At 33.6% G+C, this 22,825-nt stretch carries 19 protein-coding genes; 8 read left to right on the forward strand and 11 right to left on the reverse strand.

The features are described 5' to 3' along the window. Position 1 precedes the first annotated feature (1 nt). The 4 genes from moeB (at position 2) to moaA (ending at position 3,527) form a co-directional block, all read left to right on the forward strand. Positions 2 to 1,081: a HesA/MoeB/ThiF family protein gene (gene moeB / locus L3X39_RS05955; RefSeq protein WP_237230860.1), complete on the forward strand. Its 1,080-nt coding sequence runs from the start codon at positions 2 to 4 to the stop codon at positions 1,079 to 1,081. A gap of 7 nt (positions 1,082 to 1,088) precedes the next feature. Further along, on the forward strand, positions 1,089 to 1,535 hold the full coding sequence (locus L3X39_RS05960; protein WP_237230861.1) for a molybdenum cofactor biosynthesis protein MoaE: 447 nt from the start codon (positions 1,089 to 1,091) through the stop codon (positions 1,533 to 1,535). Between the two features lie 73 nt (positions 1,536 to 1,608). Then, positions 1,609 to 2,520, forward strand: coding sequence for a bifunctional molybdenum cofactor biosynthesis protein MoaC/MoaB (gene moaCB, locus L3X39_RS05965; protein ID WP_237230862.1), 912 nt, complete (start codon positions 1,609 to 1,611; stop codon positions 2,518 to 2,520). After that, positions 2,520 to 3,527, forward strand: coding sequence for a GTP 3',8-cyclase MoaA (gene moaA / locus L3X39_RS05970; protein WP_237230863.1), 1,008 nt, complete (start codon positions 2,520 to 2,522; stop codon positions 3,525 to 3,527). Before moaCB ends, moaA begins: the two co-directional genes overlap by 1 nt. 9 nt (positions 3,528 to 3,536) lie before the next feature. On the opposite strand, the gene L3X39_RS05975 is transcribed toward moaA, so the two are convergent. The 3 genes from L3X39_RS05975 to L3X39_RS05985 are packed head-to-tail and all read right to left on the reverse strand — an operon-like array spanning position 3,537 to position 8,536. Beyond that, positions 3,537 to 5,834, reverse strand: coding sequence for an FdhF/YdeP family oxidoreductase (locus L3X39_RS05975; RefSeq protein WP_237230864.1), 2,298 nt, complete (start codon positions 5,832 to 5,834; stop codon positions 3,537 to 3,539). A gap of 28 nt (positions 5,835 to 5,862) precedes the next feature. Next, positions 5,863 to 8,070 carry a molybdopterin cofactor-binding domain-containing protein gene (locus L3X39_RS05980; protein WP_237231311.1) on the reverse strand — a complete coding sequence of 736 codons (2,208 nt, stop codon included), beginning with the start codon at positions 8,068 to 8,070 and terminating at the stop codon, positions 5,863 to 5,865. 10 nt (positions 8,071 to 8,080) lie between these two features. Continuing rightward, the gene (locus L3X39_RS05985) at positions 8,081 to 8,536 is read right to left on the reverse strand and encodes a (2Fe-2S)-binding protein (RefSeq protein WP_237230865.1); all 456 of its coding nucleotides are present in this window, start codon (positions 8,534 to 8,536) and stop codon (positions 8,081 to 8,083) included. A gap of 116 nt (positions 8,537 to 8,652) precedes the next feature. Here L3X39_RS05985 and L3X39_RS05990 point away from each other — a divergent pair, with 116 nt between their 5' ends. Further along, positions 8,653 to 10,122, forward strand: coding sequence for an SLC13 family permease (locus L3X39_RS05990; RefSeq protein WP_237230866.1), 1,470 nt, complete (start codon positions 8,653 to 8,655; stop codon positions 10,120 to 10,122). Here the strand turns inward: L3X39_RS05990 and L3X39_RS05995 are convergent. Genes L3X39_RS05995 through pabB form a run of 5 tightly spaced genes read right to left on the reverse strand, consistent with a single transcriptional unit; the run spans position 10,112 to position 15,970 of the window. After that, positions 10,112 to 11,074 carry a YheT family hydrolase gene (locus L3X39_RS05995; RefSeq protein ID WP_237230867.1) on the reverse strand — a complete coding sequence of 321 codons (963 nt, stop codon included), beginning with the start codon at positions 11,072 to 11,074 and terminating at the stop codon, positions 10,112 to 10,114. The two genes, L3X39_RS05990 and L3X39_RS05995, sit on opposite strands and share 11 nt — an antisense overlap. A 3-nt stretch (positions 11,075 to 11,077) precedes the next feature. Next, positions 11,078 to 12,700 carry an adenine deaminase gene (gene ade / locus L3X39_RS06000; RefSeq protein WP_237230868.1) on the reverse strand — a complete coding sequence of 541 codons (1,623 nt, stop codon included), beginning with the start codon at positions 12,698 to 12,700 and terminating at the stop codon, positions 11,078 to 11,080. Beyond that, positions 12,701 to 14,014, reverse strand: coding sequence for a tRNA lysidine(34) synthetase TilS (gene tilS / locus L3X39_RS06005; protein WP_237230869.1), 1,314 nt, complete (start codon positions 14,012 to 14,014; stop codon positions 12,701 to 12,703). Further along, positions 14,015 to 14,653, reverse strand: a complete 639-nt coding sequence (locus L3X39_RS06010; protein WP_237230870.1) for a hypothetical protein — start codon at positions 14,651 to 14,653, stop codon at positions 14,015 to 14,017. It abuts the gene before it with no gap. A gap of 24 nt (positions 14,654 to 14,677) precedes the next feature. Then, positions 14,678 to 15,970, reverse strand: a complete 1,293-nt coding sequence (gene pabB / locus L3X39_RS06015) for an aminodeoxychorismate synthase component I (protein ID WP_237230871.1) — start codon at positions 15,968 to 15,970, stop codon at positions 14,678 to 14,680. Positions 15,971 to 16,052: 82 nt separating this feature from the next. On the opposite strand from pabB, the gene L3X39_RS06020 reads away from it, so the two are divergent. Genes L3X39_RS06020 through L3X39_RS06030 form a run of 3 tightly spaced genes read left to right on the forward strand, consistent with a single transcriptional unit; the run spans position 16,053 to position 19,123 of the window. Beyond that, positions 16,053 to 16,943 (forward strand): aldose 1-epimerase family protein, encoded by an 891-nt coding sequence (locus tag L3X39_RS06020; RefSeq protein WP_237230872.1) that lies wholly within the window; start codon positions 16,053 to 16,055, stop codon positions 16,941 to 16,943. 40 nt (positions 16,944 to 16,983) lie between these two features. Beyond that, positions 16,984 to 18,336: a DEAD/DEAH box helicase gene (locus L3X39_RS06025; protein WP_237230873.1), complete on the forward strand. Its 1,353-nt coding sequence runs from the start codon at positions 16,984 to 16,986 to the stop codon at positions 18,334 to 18,336. 7 nt (positions 18,337 to 18,343) lie between these two features. After that, entirely contained in the window at positions 18,344 to 19,123 is a 780-nt protein-coding gene (locus tag L3X39_RS06030) for a S1/P1 nuclease (protein ID WP_237230874.1), read from the forward strand. A gap of 137 nt (positions 19,124 to 19,260) precedes the next feature. On the opposite strand, the gene L3X39_RS06035 is transcribed toward L3X39_RS06030, so the two are convergent. The 3 genes from L3X39_RS06035 to L3X39_RS06045 are packed head-to-tail and all read right to left on the reverse strand — an operon-like array spanning position 19,261 to position 22,693. Beyond that, the gene (locus tag L3X39_RS06035; RefSeq protein WP_237230875.1) at positions 19,261 to 21,297 is read right to left on the reverse strand and encodes an AAA family ATPase; all 2,037 of its coding nucleotides are present in this window, start codon (positions 21,295 to 21,297) and stop codon (positions 19,261 to 19,263) included. Next, complete coding sequence (locus L3X39_RS06040; RefSeq protein WP_237230876.1) at positions 21,290 to 21,763, reverse strand: hypothetical protein; 474 nt, start codon at positions 21,761 to 21,763, stop codon at positions 21,290 to 21,292. Before L3X39_RS06040 ends, L3X39_RS06035 begins: the two co-directional genes overlap by 8 nt. After that, complete coding sequence (locus L3X39_RS06045; RefSeq protein WP_237230877.1) at positions 21,764 to 22,693, reverse strand: hypothetical protein; 930 nt, start codon at positions 22,691 to 22,693, stop codon at positions 21,764 to 21,766. Positions 22,694 to 22,825 lie beyond the last annotated feature (132 nt).

Genomic DNA, 22,825 nt, shown 5'->3' on the forward strand with positions numbered 1-22,825 from the left:
CATGAGTAGATATAACCGACATATTGTTCTTTCAGAAATTGGTCAAATTGGTCAAGATAAACTATCAAGCGCTAAAGTTTTAGTGGTTGGTGCAGGTGGTTTAGGTTGTCCTGTATTGCAATATTTAGCGGCTGCCGGTGTTGGAACCATTGGTGTTATTGATTTTGATGTGGTCGAACTTTCTAATTTGCAACGTCAAGTGCTCTATGGTAAATCTTCATTAGGAAAAAACAAAGCCATAGCTGCCAAGGAACGATTGGAAGATTTAAATGATAGTATACAAATTAACACTTATGCGGAACGATTAACGTATCTGAACGCCCTTAATCTATTTGAAAAATTCGATATTATTGTTGATGGTTCCGATAATTTTGAAACACGCTATTTAGTGAATGACGCTTGTCTAATAACTCAAAAGTCTTTAGTATTTGGAGCCATTTATAAGTTTGAAGGACAGGTTTCTGTATTCAATTATAATAATGGACCAAGTTACCGTTGCCTATTTCCAAATCCACCGAAACAAGGAAGTATTCCAAATTGTTCAGACATTGGCGTTTTGGGTGTTCTCCCTGGAATTATTGGGAGCATGCAAGCTAATGAAGTTCTAAAAATAATTTTAGGTATTGGTGATGTGCTTTCAGGAAAAGTATGGTGCTACAACGCATTAACACTTCAAAATTCCATTTTAAAATTTAATAAATCGGAAGAAACCGTTCATTCTGTTTTAAATAATAAAGATAACTTCGACAAAACCAATATCGATTTTAATTGTGTAAACGAAATAAAGACAGCATCCATTGAAGACCTATTGACTTCAGAAAACGTTCAATTTATTGATGTTAGAGATGCGATTGAACAACCAAAAATTAAAGGCTTGGAAGTTATCAATTTGCCTTTAAGTCAATTAGAGTATAATCTACATCAATTAGATTCAGAAAAAATGAAAGCTCTTTTTTGTCAATCAGGAATACGAAGTAAACAAGCTGCACAATTGTTACAAGAACACAAAGTTCAAAACTGTTTTAGTATTGTGGAAGGCGCTTCAGAAATAAATAATAAAATAAAAGAACATTTAAAATGATGTCAAAATGAAAGATAAAAAACCAATGAAAAGTGTTTTCAAGGAAGGCGCTATTACATCAGAATTTATAGGGAACTCGATTTACAAACATCAAACCAAAACCAGTATTGGTGCTCATAATATTTTTTTAGGTCAAGTAAGAGCAGATGAAATTAATGGAAAAACTGTTTCTGCTATTGAATATACTGCGTATGAGGATATGGCAAATCAAAAATTTCATGAGATTAGAGAATCCGCTTTTGAGAAATTCGATTTAACATGCATGCACATTTATCACAGTTTAGGTACTGTAAAAGCTGGCGAAATTTGTTTATTCGTTTTTGTGTCTTCACCAAGACGAAAAGTCGTTTTTGAAGCATTAGAATATATTGTTGAAGCGATTAAAGCAGATGTTCCTGTGTTTGGAAAGGAAATTTTTGAAGATGAAAGCCATCAATGGAAAGTGAATAGTTAAAATGTATCTTGTTTAGCTGATTGACTTTAAGTCGAAAACATCTGAACAACAAACACCTAAACAAATAACAATAATGGTCGATATAACTCACAAAGTAACAACACTTCGAACCGCAGTTGCACAAGCAGTTGTAAAAGTTAGCAAACCTGAAACGATAACGGCGATTCAAAACGACAACGTACCTAAAGGCAATGTATTTGCTATGAGTAAATCAGCAGGTTTATTGGGTGTGAAACGAACTCCTGATATTTTACCAGATTGTCACCCCTTACCTATTGAATTTACTGGTGTGGAATATGAAATTAATGGACTAGAAATTACGGTTGTATTTACTGTAAAAACCATTTATAAAACTGGAGTTGAAGTTGAAGCAATGCATGGTGCTAGCGTGGTTGCGCTTAATATGTATGATATGCTTAAACCTATTGATAAAGGCATTGAGATTCATGCCATAAAATTGCTATCAAAAAAAGGCGGAAAATCTGATTTTAGAGATAAATTCAGAAAAGATTTAACGGCAGCAGTTGTGGTTTGTAGCGATTCTATTTCAGCAGGACATAAAGAAGATAAAGCCGGAAAAGCCATTATAGAAAAATTAAAATCTTGTGAGGTTGTAGTTTCTGAATATGTGATTATTCCTGATGAAAAAGAGGTTATTCAAGAAAAAGCTAATTCTTATCAAAACCAAGGTATTGATTTAATAATTTATACCGGTGGTACAGGACTTTCGGGTCGCGATGTAACACCAGAAGCCTTAATACCAATTCTAGATAGACGAATCCCAGGAATTGAAGAAGCGATTAGAAGTTACGGACAAGATCGAATGCCTTATGCGATGTTGTCAAGAAGTGTAGCTGGAACTATTAATAACACATTGGTTTTAGCTTTGCCAGGATCAACCAATGGTGCTAAAGAATCTATGGATGCTATATTTCCTTCCGTATTACACATTTTTGGAATTTTAAAAGGTGCGAGACACGACTAATGACAAATAAAAAGAACATATTACAAGATTCACATGGTAGAGACCATGCCTACTTACGTATTTCGTTAATTGAACGTTGTAATTTACGCTGCACTTACTGTATGCCCGAGCAAGGTGTACAACTTTCTCCTAAAAGTCATTTAATGACTTATGAGGAAATCTATGAAATAGCCAAAACCTTTGTAAAACATGGTGTTACCAAAATACGACTTACCGGTGGCGAACCTTTGATTCGGAAAGATATTCCTGTTATTTTAGAAAAACTAGCAACTCTACCTGTTGAGTTATCTATCACATCTAATGCTGTAATTATCGATAAGTTTATTGATGTATTAAAAGCAAACGGTGTTAAAAAAATTAATGTAAGTCTCGATTCTTTAGATGCTGCCAAATTCAAACATATTACAAGACGACACGAATTTGAGAAAGTTTACAACAACATTTTATTATTGGTAAAAGAAGGCTTTACTGTAAAAGTAAATGCCGTTTTGATGAAGGGTTTTAATGATAATGAAATCATCGATTTTATACATTTTACTAAAGATTTACCAATATCTGTTCGTTTTATTGAGTTCATGCCATTTGATGGCAATAAATGGGATATGAGTAAGATGGTATCCTATGTTGAAGTTATGAATTATGTAAATGCTTCGTTCTCAAAAGACCGAGTTGTTAGGTTAGAAGACGCGCCAAACGACACTTCAAAAAATTACAAAATAGAGGGCTACAAAGGTAGTTTTGCTATTATTAGTTCGGTTACCAACCCGTTTTGCGATTCTTGTAATAGATTACGATTAACTGCTAACGGTCATCTAAAAAACTGTTTGTTTTCATCAACAGAATCAGATTTATTAACTACTCTTCGCACAGGAAAACCTATTGAATCTATAATTCAAAAAGCAGTACAGGCAAAGTTTAAAGTTCGTGGAGGTATGGATACTTTAGAAAAGCTACAAGAACCCAAATTACATAACAATAATAGAAGTATGATTACTATTGGTGGGTAGTAGTTGGAGTTATTTTACCGATTCCACCGTTATAATAACACTTTTAGATGCAGGCGTTTTAGCTGTATGAGCAAAACTATCTAAAGGCACAAGCACATTGGTTTCAGGAAAATACGTAGCACAACAATTTTTGGGAATATCATAACCAACTACTTTAAAATTTTTAGCTTCTCTCACCACACCGTTATATTCAGATTTTAAGTTAACTACTTGATGCTCTGATAAATGCTGAAGATTCATGTCCTCCTTATTCATAAAAATAACACGTCTTTCGTTAAAAACGCCTCGATATCTATCGTCTAATCCGTAAATAGTCGTATTAAACTGATCATGGCTACGAATCGTCATCATTATCAATTCATCTTTCTTAAGTTTCCAAGCAGGTAATTTATTTATTGAAAAATTAGCCTTTCCTGTTTTAGTTTTAAATTGTCTAATCCGTGCACCATTTGGTAAATAAAAACCTGATGGTTGTTTTAATCGGTTGTTATAATCTTGAAAACCATCAACTACTTCTTGAATATCGTCTCTAACCAAATTATAATCATCTTTATATTGCAACCAATTAATCTTTGAACGCTCCTTTAAAGTGGCATTTGCTATACCACAGACTACCGCAACTTCACTCAATAAATTGTCGGAGCAAGGCTCTAAAATTCCTTTGGTTGATGATACTATTCCCATAGAATTTTCAACACTTTGCACTTGAACACCTGTTTTTTGATAATCTTTTTCGGTTCGACCCAAGCATGGTAAAATCAAGGCTTCTCTGCCTGTTACTAAATGTGAACGGTTAAGTTTGGTACTTACATGCACCGTTAAATTACAATTTGCCAATGCTTGTGCAGAATACTTGGTATCTGGAACCGCTGAAATAAAATTCCCTCCAAGACCAAAAAACACTTTTGCCTTCTTTTCATACATAGCCTTGATAGCATCAATTACCGAATAACCATGCTTTGTTGAAGGCTTAAAGCCATATTTAGCTTCTATTTTATCTAAAAATGCCTGTGGTGCTGATTCCCAAATACCGACTGTTCTGTCCCCTTGAACATTAGAATGACCTCGCACAGGACAAGTTCCAGCACCCTCTTTACCTATACTCCCTTTCAATAACAGAAGATTGACTATTTCTCTAATATTATCAACTGCATTTTGGTGCTGCGTTAAGCCCATAGCCCAACAAATAATGAGCTTTTCATTGTTTAAAATCAATTTGAAAACTTCATTAAAAATTTCAATTGAAACTCCTGATGCTTCCAAACAAGCTTCAAAGCTATAGGTTTTCAAATTCGTTGTAAACTCTTGATAACCATGTGTAAATTCCTCAATAAAAGCTTTGTCAAATACATTACCAGATTCCTCCTCTTTTTCCAACAGCTTAAGTAGAAGTGCTTTAAAAAAAGCTACGTCTCCATTTATGGTTATTGGCACAAATACATCGGCTATTTGAGTACCACCAGAAAGTAGTTTAAAAGGATTTTGGGGATTAGTAAATTTTATAAGTCCAGCTTCAGGAAGCGGGTTTATAGCAATAATTTTACCGCCATTATTTTTGCATTTTTCTAATGCCGTAAGCATTCTAGGATGATTGGTGCCTGGGTTTTGCCCAATAACTATAACCACCTCAGCTTTGTATAAATCATCTAGCGTTACAGAGCCTTTCCCAATTCCTAAGGTTTCAGATAAGGCACTACCACTTGCTTCATGGCACATGTTAGAACAATCTGGCAAATTGGATGTTCCAAACTCTCTTACAAAAAGTTGATAGAGAAACGCAGCTTCATTGGTAGTTCTTCCAGAAGTATAAAAAACAGCTTCATCAGGGTTATTGAGAGCATTTAAATGTTCTCCAACTTTTTCAAAAGCAGCTTCCCAAGTAATAGGTTGATAATGTGATGCTCCTTCAGCTAAAAACATAGGTTCCGCCAATCGACCAGATTTACCAATTTCAAAATCAGATATCGCCGAAAGTTCATCCACCGAATGTTTTTCAAAAAAATCTCTGTTGATTGTTTTGTTTTGAGCTTCTTCTGCAATAGCTTTTACACCATTCTCACAGTATTCACCCAAAGAAGAGCGCTCATCATCTGGATCTGGCCATGCACAACCTGGGCAATCAAACCCTCCTTTTTGATTTATTTTAAGAGAAAGTTTTAGCGCATCACTTATATTCATGTATTTTGAAACATGCTCAAGAGATGACTTTATAGCTCCCAAACCCACACTGTTTTTAAAAGGTGATTTTGTTTTTAAGCTTAAAAACATTTCGGGTGTTTTAGCTTTTTCGTCTGGGGATAAACTCATTAAAAATGACTAATTATAAAATAAAATCCTACCCTAAAAGTTGTTTTTCCCCAACATTCATATTAAGGCTAAAAGGTTGTTCAGTGATTCGTTTTCCTGTTGCTTGGTAAAGTGCGTTGGCCAATGCTCCAACCGCAGGCGGAAGCCCTGGTTCACCCAATCCTGTAGGTGCAATTTCATTTTCAATAAAGAAAACCTCTATATTTTCAGGAGCTTGTGAATGACGAATCATTTGATATGTATCAAAATTCATTTGATTAGGTACTCCATTATCAAACGTTAATTGACTATACATGGCATGACCAATACCATCGATAACCCCTCCTTCAATTTGATGTTTTGCTCCATCAGGGTTGACTACAATTCCGCAATCAACCGCGCACCATACATTTTTAATTTTTGGTTGTCCGTTTTCTAAAACCAAGTCAACAACTTCTGCAACATAACTAGAATGACAAAAATACGCTGCCACGCCTCGATAAACACCTGGTTTTGTTTCACCCCAATTACATTTTTCTTTAACAAGTTTTAAAACGCCTGCATATCGTTCAGCATCATATTCATATTCATCACCAACAGGGTTACTAATAGCACGATTAAATAACTCCAAACGGAAATCTATGGGATCCTTTCCTGCTAATTCCGCAACTTCATCCAAAAATGCTTGTTCTGCTCCAGCGGTAAAATGAGAACGCGGTGCTCTCCAAGCGCCTGTAGTAATATTCGTTTCGCCTGAAATTTGTTCAGCAGCATAATTATCTACTGATCCCGCCGGAAAACGATTTGGAAATACTGGTCCTTCTGGAAGACCAGCGCCTCTAACAGTAAAGGCGATAAGATTATTATTTTCATCTAACCCAGCCTTATAAGTTGATCTATATGCAGGGCGATAAGTTCCTTGGGTCATATCATCCTCTCTTGAATAAATAAGTTTAACTGGAGCCCCAATTCTCTTTGAGATAGCTGCCGCTTCAACACCAAAGTGCACATACAATCTTCTTCCAAAACCTCCGCCCATACGCGTCATATTAACGGTTACATTCTCTAAATCAAGATTTAATAATTTAGAAACAGATTTTTCAAGAGCTTCAGGTGTTTGTACAGGCCCAATGAGTTCTGCTGAGGAATCAGTAACATTAGCAAAGAAATTCATAGGTTCCATAGTATTGTGAGCCATAAAAGGAGAACTGTAAGTACGTTCAATAACTTTGGCAGCTTTTTTAAATGCCGCTTCAGGGTTACCATCTCTTCTGCTTTGGCCAACTTTCCCAGATAATAGTGCCTGTTCCAAATTCGCTAAATGAGATTCTGAACTCTCCAATGGTCTTATAGTTTCCCAATTCGCTTTAATAGCTTTTTTAGCCTTCATTAATTGCCATGTCGAATCACCAACAATAGCTATAAGCTGGAGGAAACCTTTTTCATCACACCAATCTGGTTCTTCAATTGTGGTATCAATAATAAAAGCATCATCTATTCCTGGCATAGCCTTAATTTCTGCTTCATTAAAATCTTTTATTTTCATTCCGAAAGCTGGAGGATGCTGAATCATGGCAAGTTTCATGCCTTCCCTATGAAAGTCTAAACCAAATAAAGGTTCTCCAGTGACAATTTTTTTACCATCCACATTTTTGATACTAGTACCAATCAATTTAAAATCTGAAATTTCTTTAAGTTCAACTTCTTCAGGAATTTCTATACCAACCGCTTTTGAAGCAATTTCTCCATAAGACACTGTTCTTTCGCCATTTTTTTCTTTTATAATACCCTTTTCAACTGATAAATCTGAAACATTTAATTGCCACTCTTTTGCTGCAGCCTCTAATAACATTCTTCTGCCGGTTGCACCTGCCATTCTTAGCGCATTCCAACTTAGTTTAATAGAAAGACTTCCGCCTGCAAATTGATTTTGATAAAAGCCTGTATTTAATGGCGCTTGTTCAACAACTACATTTTCCCAGTCTACATCCAATTCATCAGCAACAATCATGGGCATGGAGGTTCTTACGTTTTGACCAATTTCAGGGTTGGGTGAATAAATCGTCACCAATCCTGTATCGCCAATTTTAATATAACCATTGATATCAAACCATTCATTAGGAACAGCAATTTTATCCATTTTTTTATCCGAAGTACATCCCGTTAGCCAGCTAAACCCTATAAGCATACCACCACCTGCAGCAGCAGATACTTTTAAGAAAGAACGACGATTATATTGTGTTTTTATTTTTGTCATGATGCCTAATTTAAAGTTTGGAAGCCGTTTTAATGGCTTTTTTAATTCTTGTGTAAGTACCACATCTGCAAATGTTTCCATCCATAGCGGTTTCAATATCCTCATCCGTTGGATTTGGATTTTCCTTTAAAAAGGCAGCAGCGTTCATAATTTGACCGCTTTGACAATACCCACATTGTGGCACATCGTGTTCTAACCACGCCTTTTGAACTGGGTGATCACCTTCTTCAGAAAGACCTTCAATTGTTGTGATATTCTTACCCTCGGCTTGAGACACTTGAAGTAAGCAACTACGCATAGCACTACCATCCACATGAATGGTACAAGCACCGCATTGACCAATACCACAGCCATATTTGGTGCCAACTAAATTAATTTCATCCCTTAGAACCCATAATAACGGGGTGTCTGCATCGGTATCTACCGTATGCTTTTTGTTGTTAATCTTTAAATTGAATGTTGGCATGGTTATAAGAATATTTTAGAATTGCTACTAAAAATACAAAAAAATAGAAGTTATTTTTAAAGATTGTTGTTATTTTAACATTAAAAAAGTATTATTTCAATTTCAAAATTAATTAGATGATAAATACGAAGCGAATTGGTTTATTTCTTGGTCCGTTATTTTATATATTAATTCGTCTTTTTTTCTCTCCCGAAGGTTTATCAGATGAAGCAAATGGTATTTTAGCTTCAACCGCTTGGATTGCCATTTGGTGGATTACCGAAGCCATCCCCATTGCTGCTACTGCTTTATTACCTATTGTATTATTTCCGCTTTCTGGTAGTTTAGATATTGCATCTACCACCGCTTCATTTGGCCATAAATATGTGTTCCTTTATTTAGGTGGTTTCATTATTGCTATTGCTATTGAAAAATGGAACTTGCACAAACGGATAGCTCTTAATATTATCAATCTTATTGGTTCAAACATTAAAAAAATCATCTTGGGTTTTATGGTGGCTACCGCATTTTTGTCAATGTGGATATCGAATACAGCCACCTCTGTAATGATGTTACCTATAGGAATTGCCATAATCAAACAATTAAAAGATAATCCTGAAACAGAAAAAGATGAAAACCTGATTTTTGGTAAATCTTTAATGTTAGCCATTGCTTACAGCGCATCTATTGGTGGTATTGCGACTTTAATTGGAACACCACCTAACTTAGTTTTGGCAGGGGTTGTTTTAGAAACCTATGGTTACGAAATTACTTTTTTACAGTGGTTTATATTTGGATTTCCTATTTCATTAGTATTAATTTTTATCTGTTGGAAATATTTAACATCCTACGCTTTTACGTTTAAGCAATTAGAATTCCCTGGTGGGAAAGCCGAAATTAAACGATTGCTAAACTCCTTAGGAAGTATGAGTTATGAAGAAAAAATTGTTGCTATTGTTTTTGCTACAACAGCTTTCTGTTGGATTACACGTTCCTTTTTGCTTCAAAAAATATTCCCTCAACTTGATGATACTATTATCGCTATTTTATTTGCTGTTATTCTATTTATAATTCCTTCAAAAACAAAAAGTAAAAAATTAATAAGTTGGAAGGATACTAAAAATCTGCCTTGGGGAATTATCCTTTTATTTGGTGGTGGAATGGCACTCGCCAAAGGTTTTGAGACTAGTGGACTTGCGTTATGGATAGGAAATCAAATGACTTCCTTTGCAGGATTAAATCTCATTTTTTTAATATTACTTTTAATAGCAGCCGTAAACTTTTTAACAGAAATCACGTCAAATCTCGCTACAACCGCTATGCTATTACCTGTGCTTGCACCTATGGCTTTAAGTATTGAAGTGCACCCTTTTATCCTGATGGTAAGCGCCACTGTAGCGGCGTCTTGTGCATTTATGCTACCTGTAGCTACACCACCGAACGCTGTGGTTTTTGGTTCGGGTTATTTAAAAATTCCAGATATGGTTCGTAAAGGTCTTTTTATGAATCTAGTTTCCATAATCATATTAACCCTTTTTGTTTACTTTCTGCTTCCAGAGTTATGGGATATTACCGTAAATAGTTTTCCTGAAGTGCTTAAGAAGTAATTTTATTGATAAACTCTAGTGCACGTTTTTCGTTATAATAAACATTTCTCTTATCAATAAACCCTACATGTCCGCCATAATTTGGCATTTCTAAATGAAGATTTGAATTCTTTTTAGCTTCTTTTATGGGGTAACATTCGGGCGACAAAAAAGAATCATTTAGAGCATTAATAATTAAAGTTGGGACTTTAATATTTACAAGAAACTGTAATGCGCTACATTTTTCATAATACTCCAAAGCATCTTTAAAACCATGCGCTTTTGAGGTATAAACGTTATCAAGGTCTAACAATGTTTTTATTGAATTCACATCGTCTAAACTTATTTTATCGGAAAAAGCTTTTTGTTTCTCTTTTAGGTGAAATAACAAATCCTTTAAAAATCTATCACGGAACAATTTGTTTTTCAACTTATGCAACTCCTTGCAGGATCCATTTAAATCGCATGGAACCGAAACACCTATAGCAGCTTTAACTTGTTTAGGCACATTAGTACGCTCGCCTAAATATTTTAATATAAGATTTCCTCCTAAACTAATACCTTTTAAATAGATTTCTTCATAGTTTTTTTCTTTAATTATATGGTCGATAATCTCTTCTAAATCATCAGTAGCACCTGAATGGTAACTTCTGTATTTTAAATTTCTTTCACCGCTACATCCTCTAAAATTAACACAAACAGCATCGATGCTATTTTGGTTAAAAAGTTTTGCAGCTCCCGTCATATAAGGGCGTTGTGCATGACCTTCTAGTCCGTGCAACAAAATAATTACCTTATTGGTTTTCTGGTTTGAAAAACTCCAATCTAAATCTAAAAAATCACCATCACTAAGTGTAATGCGTTCCCGTTCTTGCTTTAGTGAAATGCGTCTGATTAATCCAGAATAAACGGTTGAAACAAATCCGTTTTTAAAATAAAATGGAGGTTTATAGGTAGACTCAATTACTGGCATATTTTAATCGACTTCTAGAGGTGTGAATTTAAAATCAGTTCCGTTAAATAATCCTTTATCGCTCAATTTTAACGAAGGTATAACCAACAATGCCATAAAAGACAAGGTCATATAAGGTGCGTGTAATTTAGAACCTAACTGTTTTGCCATTGTATCCAATTCAGCGTATTGTTTCCCTATGGTTACTCCATCTTTATCGCTCATAATTCCAGCAACTGGCAATGGTACAATTTTTTCTGTAGCTTCTGAGACAGCACAAATGCCTCCTTTATTTTCTATTAATAGGTTAACGGCTTTACATATGGCTTCGTCACTTACTCCAACAGCAATAATATTATGAGAATCATGACCTACAGAAGAAGCAATAGCACCTTCTTGTAATCCAAAATTCTTTATAAATGCAATGGCAGGTTTTGCATTATTGTAACGATTAACAACTGTCATTTTTAGAATATCTGCATCCACGTTTGAAACAATATTGTTATCATTTAACAATGCATTTTCAACTAATTCGTTAGTAACTAATTGCCCTTCTAAAGCTTCAATAACACGAATTTTTTTTGTTGATGATTCGATCCTGAAATCTGAAACTTCTTTTTTAGAACAATTAAAGTTATTTAGGTTTTTAAAAGACACCGATTCTATTAACGATTGTCCATTATCAAACACTAAGCTCCCATCAATAAAGGTTTGAAGCGTCTTAAAGTCTTTCAAATCTTCCACAACTATAAAATCGGCACCATCACCGACTCTCAATAAACCAACGTCTAAATTGTAATGCTTTACAGGATTTATACATGCAACTTGCAACACTTTAAAAACATCGATATTTTTTGCAACAGCCCGCGCACATAATTTATTAATATGGTTGATTAATAAATCATCAGGATGCTTATCATCACTACAAAACATCATATTCTCAAAATGCTCTGGAAGTAAATCTATTAAAGCTTCAAAGTTTTTGGCGGCACTACCTTCTCGAATTAAAATTTTCATGCCTTTTTGAAGTTTCTCTAAAGCTTCCTCATAAGTAAAACATTCATGGTCGGTTGAAATTCCAGTGTTGATGTATTTTGTAATATCGGCTCCTCTCAACCCTGGTGCATGACCATCCACAGGTTTGTTATAATGTTTTGCCCATGCGATTTTTTTTAAGACTTCTTCATCATTAAAAATAACTCCAGGATAGTTCATCATTTCTGCTAAATACTTTATATCTGGGCTTTCAAGAAGTGATTTTATACCGTTAGAATCTATAACGGCGCCAGCCGACTCAAAATTAGTTGCTGGTACACATGAAGGCGCTCCAAAGTTGAATTTAAAAGGCACCTTCTTACCATTTTCAATCATAAAGTTTACACCCTCAACCCCTAACACATTGGCTATTTCATGTGGATCAGAAACCGTAGCCACCGTACCATGTGTAACCGCAAGTTTTGCAAATTCGCTGGGAACTAACATAGAACTTTCTATGTGAATATGGGCATCAACAAAACCAGGAAGAATGTATTGGTTTGTGTTATGTTCTTTTTCTTGAATAGAGGATATTTTACCGTTCTCAAAAGTTACTTCACCTTTATAAATGCGTTTGTTTGGTATATCAACTATTTGTCCTTGTACAAGCATTTATTGCAATTCTATTTTTAAAATTTGTTTTGTTTTATCAGTAACCTTAAACCTATCATCAGCACGTTTATTAATTACCCAAACAATAGTATTTTCAGAACACAACAACCACGTGTTTTCTTTATCTAGCAACGACATTTTTTCGTCTTTAAAATACTTGCTAAGTTTCTTTTTTCCAGTCATCCCCAAAGGATAAAACACATCGCCTTCTTGCCATTTACGGATTTTCAAAGGGTAATTTAACTTGCTTTTATCTACATAAATTACATTCGTCCGTTTTCCAAAAATAGCATCAGCTTCATCAAAAAACAATGTACCTAAAGGTGTTTTAATTGCTTTATCCGTTTTGGAAACCTCATAAATGGAGTTGTCTTCTGTACTAATTCTGCTTAGTAATAAATGCTCTCTGTTTTTTATCAATCGATGCGTTTGAGAAAGTACTAATTTACCCGTTTCAGCATCTAACAAATCGACAACATCATTCCATTCTGAAAATCCAAACTCTTTAAAAGTCTCAAATAAATAGGCTTTGGAATTACTTGTTTTTTTAAATTCTGAAATTTTAAATTTCACCTCATAATCCGATATGCTTTCGATGGTTTTATTTAAAAAATCGTCTATGGAATCTGCAACTATACTCGAAGTATCTTGTAAGTTGCTTAATGTAGATTGAAAACTTTGAAGCAAACTTGGGTTTATTTCTTTTAAAATAGGAATAACTTCATGGCGCAGTTTGTTTCGTAAATATTTAACCGATTTATTACTACTATCATCGCGCCACTTAATACGGTTTTCTTTTGCATAGGTTGCAATATTCTCACTTGAAAACGCCAAAAGAGGTCTCACAAATTTGCCTTTTATTTCCGGAATGCCCGTCAATCCATCAAGTCCCGTACCTCTTGTAAAATTGATTAAAAAGGTTTCTAAATTATCATCGGCATGATGCGCCGTTAAAACATAATCAAACTGCAATTGTTCTGATAATTCTTCAAACCACGTATAGCGCAACTCCCTTGCCGCCATTTGAATAGACCGTTTATGGTCTTTTGCGTACGATTCGGTATCAAAATTTTCAATAAAAACTTCTAAATCTAAATCTTCAGCTAATTGTAAAACAAATTCTTCATCCGCATCACTTTCTTTACCTCGTAAATTAAAATTACAATGCGCCAAAGCCATGTTTAATTTAAGCTTGTGACATACATGTGTTAAAACCACACTATCAATACCTCCAGAAATAGCAATAAGAAACTTGCCTTCTTTTAAAAAAGGAAATTTTGATTCAATATGTTGTTGAAAGTTTTCGATTTTCAATTAAATTTCTAGCGCGTCAAACATGGTGTAAACTTCGTTCTTACCCTCTTCTTCTACATAAGACATAATTATAGCAAGTGCAAACCCGTTTTTAATAGTTACATAGTAATCTTGAATGATATCCTGCTCTTCAAACGTATTTTTCAATTTAATGTATCCAAAATTCTGCGAACCAATTTTCACGTTTTCCTTTTCTTCCATCAACTGAATCTGCATCTGAGTTTGATTTAATATTTTTTTAGCTTCCCTTAAATAATCCGAAGTAGATTTTATATTAGCTGCGTTATTTAGGTTTTCAGCGTTTATCAATAAAGATGGATTATAAAACATACTCGTTCCCGGTTCTTCCCTGAAAGCCGTAAATAATTTAGCTAAATTGATATCAGAAGCCGAAAGTATTTCTTTTAGCGAACTATTATCTCCCGCTGCAATTTTATTACCTTCCTTGTAAACATTATTGGCTTCATCATTATTTAAAACATACCACGTATCGTTTACTGGAAGTTTAAACCCGAAAAAAGTATTGCTATACACACCATTTTCAATAGTTCCATAATCAAACACTTGCGGCTTGTTTACATCTTTTTTACACCCAAGTATTAACACACTAATCAATACTAAATACACTGCTTTTCTCATCTTATAAATTTAAACTATTATTTTCTAATTCTCTAACACCTCACGCATGGCTTTAGCCTTAACTAAACACTCTTCATATTCTTTTAGTGGGTCGCTTTTTGAAGTAATAGCACTACCAACAGAATAGGACACGTACTTTTTGGTATCGTTGTATAAAATACTGCGGATAACAACATTAAAATCGAAATCTCCTGAAGGTGAAAAATAACCGACCGTACCTGAGTAAAGTCCGCGTTTAGTTTCTTCCAAGGCTTCAATAATTTTCATTGCCGAAATTTTCGGAGCGCCCGTCATACTACCCATTGGAAAGGTGCTTTTTATAACATCTACGGGATGGGTTTTACTATCAATTTTCGAAGTTACGGTTGATATCATTTGGTGTACCTGATCAAAGGTATAGATTTTACATAACTCTTCAACCTTTACACTGCCTTTTATGGCGGTTTTTGATAAATCATTACGTACCAAATCAACAATCATGATGTTTTCACTACGTTCCTTTTCATCATTTGCTAAATCTACCTTCAGTTGGGCGTCTTCCTGTGCGTTTTCCGAACGCTTTGCAGTACCTTTTATCGGCTGCGAAACAATGGTATCACCATCTTTTTTTAAATACCGCTCTGGAGAAGCTGATAACAAATATTTGTCATAACATTTCAAAAAAGTAGCAAATGGCGGATTGGAAATGGCATTCAGTTTTTTATAGGTTTCTACGGGATTGATGGCGGTATCCTCAGCATAAAATTCCTGACAAAAATTAGCTTCATAAATATCACCTCGGTGAATATGCTCCAGCATATTATTTACTTTCTCGAAATACTCGTCTTTATGTATGCGAAGCTTGATTTTTACAGGATTATCAATATGCTCGTGTGTTGATTCTTTGTATTGCTGAATTCCTTTTAAATCGTTTTCTATTTCATCTTCAACAACAGATAAATACCTAATGTCTATGACATTTCCTTTAATGAGAAATAATTTTTTAGGCTGAAAAAAGAATAAATCCGGAAACCCCAGTCCATCAAAATTATTCGAACCTAAGGCTTCCACATCATTTTTTAAATCATAAGCTAAATACCCAAAAATCCAATCGTTTGTAATGCTTTGGTATTCTTTTAATTTTTCAAAACCTTGTTGGTAATCGGTTTGAATACTTGTGAAGGCATCCACAGCCAAAACTGCATTGTAATTAGCATGTTTTTGAGCGTAGTTATTAGAATCTAACCACACAACATCATCAAATTGCTGTGCCCAAATCAATAACTGATTTTTAAATAATTCGATGTTTTCTATGTTATGAAGTCGCTCGGTTCTCAATAAAAAATAATTACAAGGCAAAGTTAGTTAGAATACTTAAAATTTTAAGTATTTTGTAAATTAGTTTAAACATAAACCTAGCATGTACACATTACAAAACCATAAACTTAAAATCGCCGTTAAAAAAACGGGCGCCGAACTCTGTGAAATTTCTTCAACTAAAAATAACACCGCTTTTATGTGGGATGCCGACCCAGAGGTTTGGGGTAGTTATGCCCCTAATTTATTTCCGGTTATTGGAGCGTTAAAAGACGATAGTTTTATATATGAAGGTAAAACCTATGCACATCCAAAGCACGGTTTTTTAAGACGAAATAAAGATGTGGAATTATTCGAGCAGACTGAAAACAGCCTAACGTTCAGGTTAACATCAAACGATGAGCTACTAAAAACCTATCCATTCCAATTTGAATTTTATATAACGTATACGCTTAAAGATAACTGTATCGACATTTTACACACTGTAAAAAATAGGGATTCAAAACCCATGTATTTCTCGGTTGGCGGGCATCCAGCATTTAAATGTCCTGTTTTTGATAATGAATCTTACGAGGATTATTATTTAGAATTTGAGCATAACGAAAACTCCAAAAGGCATCTTATAAATATGGCTAACGGGCTTATTTCAAACAAATCGGAGGCTGTTTTTAACAACTCCAACACCATTGCATTAACTCACGAATTGTTTGAAGCAGACGCTCTTGTTTTTAAAGATTTAAAGTCGAGAAACGTTCGTTTAAAAAGTAAGCATCATGGGACCATTTTAACCGTAGATTATCCCGATTTTAGTTACTTGGGCATTTGGGCAAAACCCAGTGGCAATTATGTTTGTATTGAGCCATGGTTAGGAATTGCCGATAGTGAACAAACCAATCAAAACCTTAAAGAAAAAGAAGGTATTATGGAGCTTCAAGCTGGTAAAACTTTTAAAGCTACATACCGTATTGAAATAGATAACGCGCATTTAGTCTAAACAGATTATTAAGCTTAACTTTGCGCCAAAATAGCAGATTGTGACTTTTACCGATTTAAATTTAAACACACCACTTTACAACGCACTAAGCGATTTAGGGTTTACAACACCTACACCAATTCAGGCAGAAGCCTTTAATGTGGTGGCTTCGGGTAGAGATATGGTTGGTATTGCACAAACAGGTACTGGTAAAACCTTTGCCTATATGCTTCCTATTTTAAAAAATTTAAAATTTTCAACCCAAGAAAACCCACGTGTTTTAATTTTAGTGCCAACGCGCGAATTGGTGGTTCAGGTGGTTGATGAAATTGAAAAACTCTCAAAATACATTAACAATCGGGTTTTAGGGGTTTATGGTGGTACCAACATCAACACTCAAAAACAAGCCATTGCTCAAGGCATAGATATTTTAGTGGCTACTCCGGGTAGATTGTATGATTTGGCAGTAAGTCGTGTGCTTCAGCTAAAATCCATTCAAAAATTAGTGATTGATGAAGTAGATGTCATGCTCGATTTAGGATTCAGGCATCAGCTTATTAATATTTTCGACATCTTACCCGAAAAGCGCCAAAACATTATGTTTTCGGCAACCATGACGCAAGATGTAGATATCTTAATTAATGAGTTTTTTAAAGCGCCCGAACGTGTTTCTATTGCGGTTTCGGGTACACCGCTTGAAAACATCGAACAAACCCGTTATAATGTTCCGAATTTTTACACCAAAGTAAACTTGTTGACGCATTTGTTGCAAGACACCGAAACCTACAACAAGGTTTTAATATTTGTGGCTTATAAACGAATGGCAGACCGTTTGTTTGATAAATTAGATGAGACGTTTAAAGAAGAATTGTGTGTGATTCATTCCAATAAAACACAAAACTATCGTTTGCGAAGCATCGAACAATTTCGTGAGGGCGAAAACCGTATTTTAGTGGCTACCGATGTGATGGCGCGTGGTTTGGATATTGATAATGTAAGCCATGTTATAAATTTTGATACACCCGATTATCCTGAAAATTATATGCACCGTATTGGTAGAACAGGTCGTGCGGAGCGTAAAGGCGAATCGATTGTGTTTTCAACAGAACAGGAACAGGAATCGATTGAAAAAATTGAGACCTTAATGCAAATGACGATTCCCGTTTTAGAACTCCCTGAAACCGTTGAGATTTCTAAAGAATTGATTGAGGAAGAACGCCCACAAATTAAAGAACGTAATAACCCAAACAAGCGACGCGAAGAAGATGCACCCGGACCCGCTTTTCATGAAAAGTCTGAAAAAAACCAGAAAGAAAATTTAGGCGGTTCGTATAAATTTAAAATTGCCCAGAAATACAAAAAGCCTAAAACCCGAGGCGACAAAAATTATAATAAACGTAACAAAAGAAAATAATACCCAAATGAAACCAACACTAATTTTAGTTTTTACTTTATTTTTTACTTTTTTCCAACCCATACAAGCATCACCAAAATGGGGTGCTACAGGACACAGAGTAGTTGGAGAAATTGCCAACCAATACCTTAACTATAAAACTAAAAAAGAAGTACAACGCCTGCTTAAACGTGAGTCGTTAGCTTTTGTTTCAACCTTTGCTGATGAAATAAAATCGGATGACCGCTATAAAAAATACTACACGTGGCATTATATAAATATGCCTTTAGAGGCGGATTACGATGCCTCTAAACAACACCCTGATGGCGATTTGGTGTCAGGAATAGCGTATTGCCAATCTGTTATAAAAAACAAACAATCTAGTGATGATGATAAAGCGTTTTATTTAAAACTTTTAATTCATTTAATTGGGGATTTACACCAACCTATGCATATTGGTTTGGAAGAAGACCGCGGCGGAAACGATTTTAAAGTACAATGGTTTTACAACGAAACCAATTTACACAGTGTTTGGGATAGTAAAATGATTGACGACTACGGTATGAGCTATACCGAGTTGGCAAACAATGCCGATTATGTTACCAAATCTCAAATAAAAGCGATACAGAAAGGGAGTATAATAGATTGGGTAAACGAAACCCACCAACTTACCAGAAAGGTGTATAACAATGTACAACCCAACGAAAATTTAAGATACCGCTACTCGTACCAAAATTTTAATACCGTTAGAAGCCAATTACAAATTGCAGGTATACGTTTAGCTAAGGTTTTAAACGATTTGTTTTAGGAATATACATCCTCATCTTGTCAATATAAATTTTGAGGTTACGCTTATTAATTTGGTATAAGAAGTAGGAGCGGTTTATCTACTTTTATTTTAGCAACTAAACCACTACTATTTTATGCTTGTTTTAGCCTTTGCTTTTACTCAACTGGCTTTATTAATTTTTCGTCAATGTAATTCAAGTGAAACTCAATATCAGATGTTGCTTTTTTAAATGTTTCGTCCGAGTTTTCAAATGAAGCAAATAGTAAAGTCTGAGCATTTTTATATGATGCCAATTCCTTTAAAAATTTTGTAAAATCATTAATTGACATATCTTGTTGTTTAGGTTCGTCAAACATTAATAAATTTGGGTGATTTCCATTTTTATCAACTGAAGTTTTATATAAACTACAAGTATAAGCCCAAATACTTCTGACAAAATCGCTAGCTGAAGAATCAAATCTAATATTATAATAAAATTCATCATTTGGTTTTTTTGCTAAAGGCAAGTAATTCTCGTCAGAAATTGCAATATCATTAATTGTTTTACTACTATAATTAAATACACTTAAAAGTGATTTGAAATTATCAGATAATGATTTTAATTTAGAAATATCATTTGGAGAAAAGGTGTCTTTTTTAAGTTTTTCTTGCTCTTCTAATATTCGTTTCCATTTATTAGAAAGAGACGATAATTCTTCTTTTAGTTCTGCAAAGTCCTCCAGATATTTTGAATAAAACTCAATTCTTTTCTTTAAATTTAATCGATATTCAATATCCACTATTGAAGGAAGTCTATCGTCAGAAGTTAGTTCTTTTTTTAGTTCTCTTATTTGACTTCTCAGATTGTTCTGTGCGATTCTTAATTTATTTAAATTATTATCCTTGTTAATAATTTTAGATTCTAAACTTTCAATATTTACTTCTAGCATTTTAATTTGAGCGGATAAAAAGTTTATGTTATCTTCTAAACGCATTGGAACTTGTTTGACAGATAATGGAAGTAAAGAATCGTTTATTTCTTGGCTACAAGTTGGACAATTATTTTGAGAAACTTTTAATTCGATTTCGGCTCCCATTTTTTGAACTTTAAAAGCTCCCTTATTTTTTCTTAAATCTTCAGTTAAGTTTTCTAATTGATAATTGAAATTACTTAATTTTTGCTTGTCAAATGTTAATTCACTTGATAGCATTTCTATGTCAAAACTTAGTTGATTTAATTGTTCTTCATTTTTTACAATTAAATTTTCATCACCATTTATTTTATCTTTAATTGTAACTGTTTCGCTTTGATTTAAAGTATCAAACTCTTCAATGATAATATCTAAATAGTTTGAAATGGTATAGTCATTTTTATCTTTAGAAAGTAGAATATCAATTTCATTGAGGTTATTAATTATCATTGGAGAATCAGATAAACCAACTAGTTTACCACCTCCTTTCTGTGTAAACTTTTCAAAGCTTTTACTTAAATTCGACCAATCATTTTCAAGGATTCTTTTTGTAATACCTAATTCTTGCTTTTTCATTTTATTACCGTAGACATCCATATTTAGTATGAACTCTACAACCCTAGCTTCTTTATTGTTTAAACCATAAATAGGCATTGTGGCAAAAAAATCTGACCATCCAGATTTTTGTTCAATTATAAAACTTGATGCTACTTGTTGAATATATATTTTACGTAAATCTCCTTTATTTGTTAAAACCTTTGGAAGATGCCAATTTAGAAATTCTTCAAGATATAAATGAAAACCATAATTTTCATCAGACGCACCTCCATTGTCGTGAATAAACATGGGACGATTTTCTAGAGTTGGATTAACTAATAAGCTTCCGAAATAAACATCTACCAATTGCGATTTTCTATTAGGACTATGAACAAACCTTCTTAAGGTAATTATATCTTTATTTGAATTTTCTATTTCTAATAAAACGAAAGATTGAAGTACATTATGAAATGTGCTTTTTGGATATTCTACTTGGTCCTTCAGAACAGATTGCATTGTTTTTTCAAACCTGCCACCAATTAATTCTTCAAAGCCGAGTGCATATACTATAGCTTGGAATAAGCTGCTTTTTCCGCTAGTATTATTTCCTCGAACTATATTCAATCCTTTTTTAAATGTATGGAAAGTACCAAAAAGACCGTTGTTCGTATTTACATTTATTTTTATGTTGTTTATTTTAAGCATTTTGGTTTTTCCATTTTTTATATATTGATTCAATTCGATTATCAGTGATTTTTCGTTTTCCAAGAAATTTCAAGAATTCAATTTCCTCATTTAAATATTCTGGGTCTTCGATTATCTTTTGATAAAAAATCTCCCCCTTTTCCTCTAATTGATATTTTCCTTCTGAAATTAAACAAATTCCTTCATGAACTGAATAGTTTAAAGCTCTATTAAGACTTGGCTCAATTCCCCACGTTTTTGAGCTTTCAGTATAATTGCTAAGGACGAATTTTTTAAGTGAGTTTCTATTTTCATCACTTTTTAAAGCCCAATTTATTAAATGAAGTTTTAGTAGGCTAGATTTAGAACTTTGACAACATATTTTTAATATTAGTACAATTAATCCAATGGTATATGAAGGTCTATACTCTGGTGGAATAGAAATAGGTTTCTTGGAAAATGTAATTCTTTCAGCGTACAATTCCATTTATTCAAAATTTATTGGACATCTAAATATCCAGTCAGCTAATGCCCAATTTGTTAGTTTAGAAATCATTTGAGGAGCTAAATTTTTAAATGAATTTTGCAATTCACCTTTCAATAAAATTCTAAACTCTTCATATAATTCACTGGGTTCTTTAGTGTTAGTTATGCATCTTTCTTCAATTTCTGATTCTATTACACTTGTAATATTTAAAAAATTCTCATAATCTAATGGATAATCCTCTTTCCATTTGATTAATATGTTGTTGCCTTCTAAATAATTTTGAACGTTTATATCTACCAACTTATCTAGATTTGAATCAAAGTTTGTAGCACTACTACTAATTCTATGAGCGTTTTTATTTTGCGAATTTTCTATTAACGATATTTTAGAGTCTTTCCATTTTAATTTGTCAACTGATTCTATTTGAGTGTCGGGAATTACATCAATTTTGATTTTTGTATTTTCGATAGCGGTGTTTAAAAATGGGTGTAAAAAATTAATATCCTCAAATATTACTTCAAAATCATTATTATCAATTATTGATAAATTCCAACTTTTTACTTCTTCCTTTTTTTGTGTGCAATGTTGAACTATATCATTTTTTGCATAAATAGGAGTAACAAAATACCATTTTTTGATTTTGGTAGTTCCTAGTATTTTTTTCAATTGCGTTTCGTAGGTTTTGAGTTTTTTCAAATCTTTAGTTATTTTATCTCTATGATTTTCATAAAGGTCATTTGTAGAATAATGCTCATTTGGACAATAACATTGAAAAACCTTCCCAGTTCGAGTGAAGCCTTCAATTCCAAAATCGCCAGGAGTTGCCTTTATTTCTTGATAAGATTCTTCTCTAAAATTATTCTTAAAACATAATTGAGAAACACTTTCCCATTTGTTACCATCAAAAGTTCCGAACTCTGTTTTTATCATTTATTCTGGTTTATTTTAATTGGCTACAACGATATGATTTAAAATCATTTAATACTTCACCTTCACTCAGTTCTACGAAGTTAATTTTTTATTGTTGAAAAGGCAACATATTATGTAAGATTTTACGTAAAA

It is taken from the genome of Flaviramulus multivorans (assembly GCF_021728415.1).
Classification (GTDB): domain Bacteria; phylum Bacteroidota; class Bacteroidia; order Flavobacteriales; family Flavobacteriaceae; genus Sabulilitoribacter; species Sabulilitoribacter multivorans.

Coding starts and splice junctions, on each gene's coding strand:
- moeB (WP_237230860.1), top strand. CDS start 2: ATGAGTAGATATAACCGACATATTGTTCTTTCAGAAATTGGTCAAATT.
- L3X39_RS05960 (WP_237230861.1), top strand. CDS start 1,089: ATGAAAGATAAAAAACCAATGAAAAGTGTTTTCAAGGAAGGCGCTATT.
- moaCB (WP_237230862.1), top strand. CDS start 1,609: ATGGTCGATATAACTCACAAAGTAACAACACTTCGAACCGCAGTTGCA.
- moaA (WP_237230863.1), top strand. CDS start 2,520: ATGACAAATAAAAAGAACATATTACAAGATTCACATGGTAGAGACCAT.
- L3X39_RS05975 (WP_237230864.1), bottom strand. CDS start 5,834: ATGAGTTTATCCCCAGACGAAAAAGCTAAAACACCCGAAATGTTTTTA.
- L3X39_RS05980 (WP_237231311.1), bottom strand. CDS start 8,070: ATGACAAAAATAAAAACACAATATAATCGTCGTTCTTTCTTAAAAGTA.
- L3X39_RS05985 (WP_237230865.1), bottom strand. CDS start 8,536: ATGCCAACATTCAATTTAAAGATTAACAACAAAAAGCATACGGTAGAT.
- L3X39_RS05990 (WP_237230866.1), top strand. CDS start 8,653: ATGATAAATACGAAGCGAATTGGTTTATTTCTTGGTCCGTTATTTTAT.
- L3X39_RS05995 (WP_237230867.1), bottom strand. CDS start 11,074: ATGCCAGTAATTGAGTCTACCTATAAACCTCCATTTTATTTTAAAAAC.
- ade (WP_237230868.1), bottom strand. CDS start 12,700: ATGCTTGTACAAGGACAAATAGTTGATATACCAAACAAACGCATTTAT.
- L3X39_RS06010 (WP_237230870.1), bottom strand. CDS start 14,653: ATGAGAAAAGCAGTGTATTTAGTATTGATTAGTGTGTTAATACTTGGG.
- L3X39_RS06020 (WP_237230872.1), top strand. CDS start 16,053: ATGTACACATTACAAAACCATAAACTTAAAATCGCCGTTAAAAAAACG.
- L3X39_RS06030 (WP_237230874.1), top strand. CDS start 18,344: ATGAAACCAACACTAATTTTAGTTTTTACTTTATTTTTTACTTTTTTC.
- L3X39_RS06035 (WP_237230875.1), bottom strand. CDS start 21,297: ATGCTTAAAATAAACAACATAAAAATAAATGTAAATACGAACAACGGT.
- L3X39_RS06040 (WP_237230876.1), bottom strand. CDS start 21,763: ATGGAATTGTACGCTGAAAGAATTACATTTTCCAAGAAACCTATTTCT.
- L3X39_RS06045 (WP_237230877.1), bottom strand. CDS start 22,693: ATGATAAAAACAGAGTTCGGAACTTTTGATGGTAACAAATGGGAAAGT.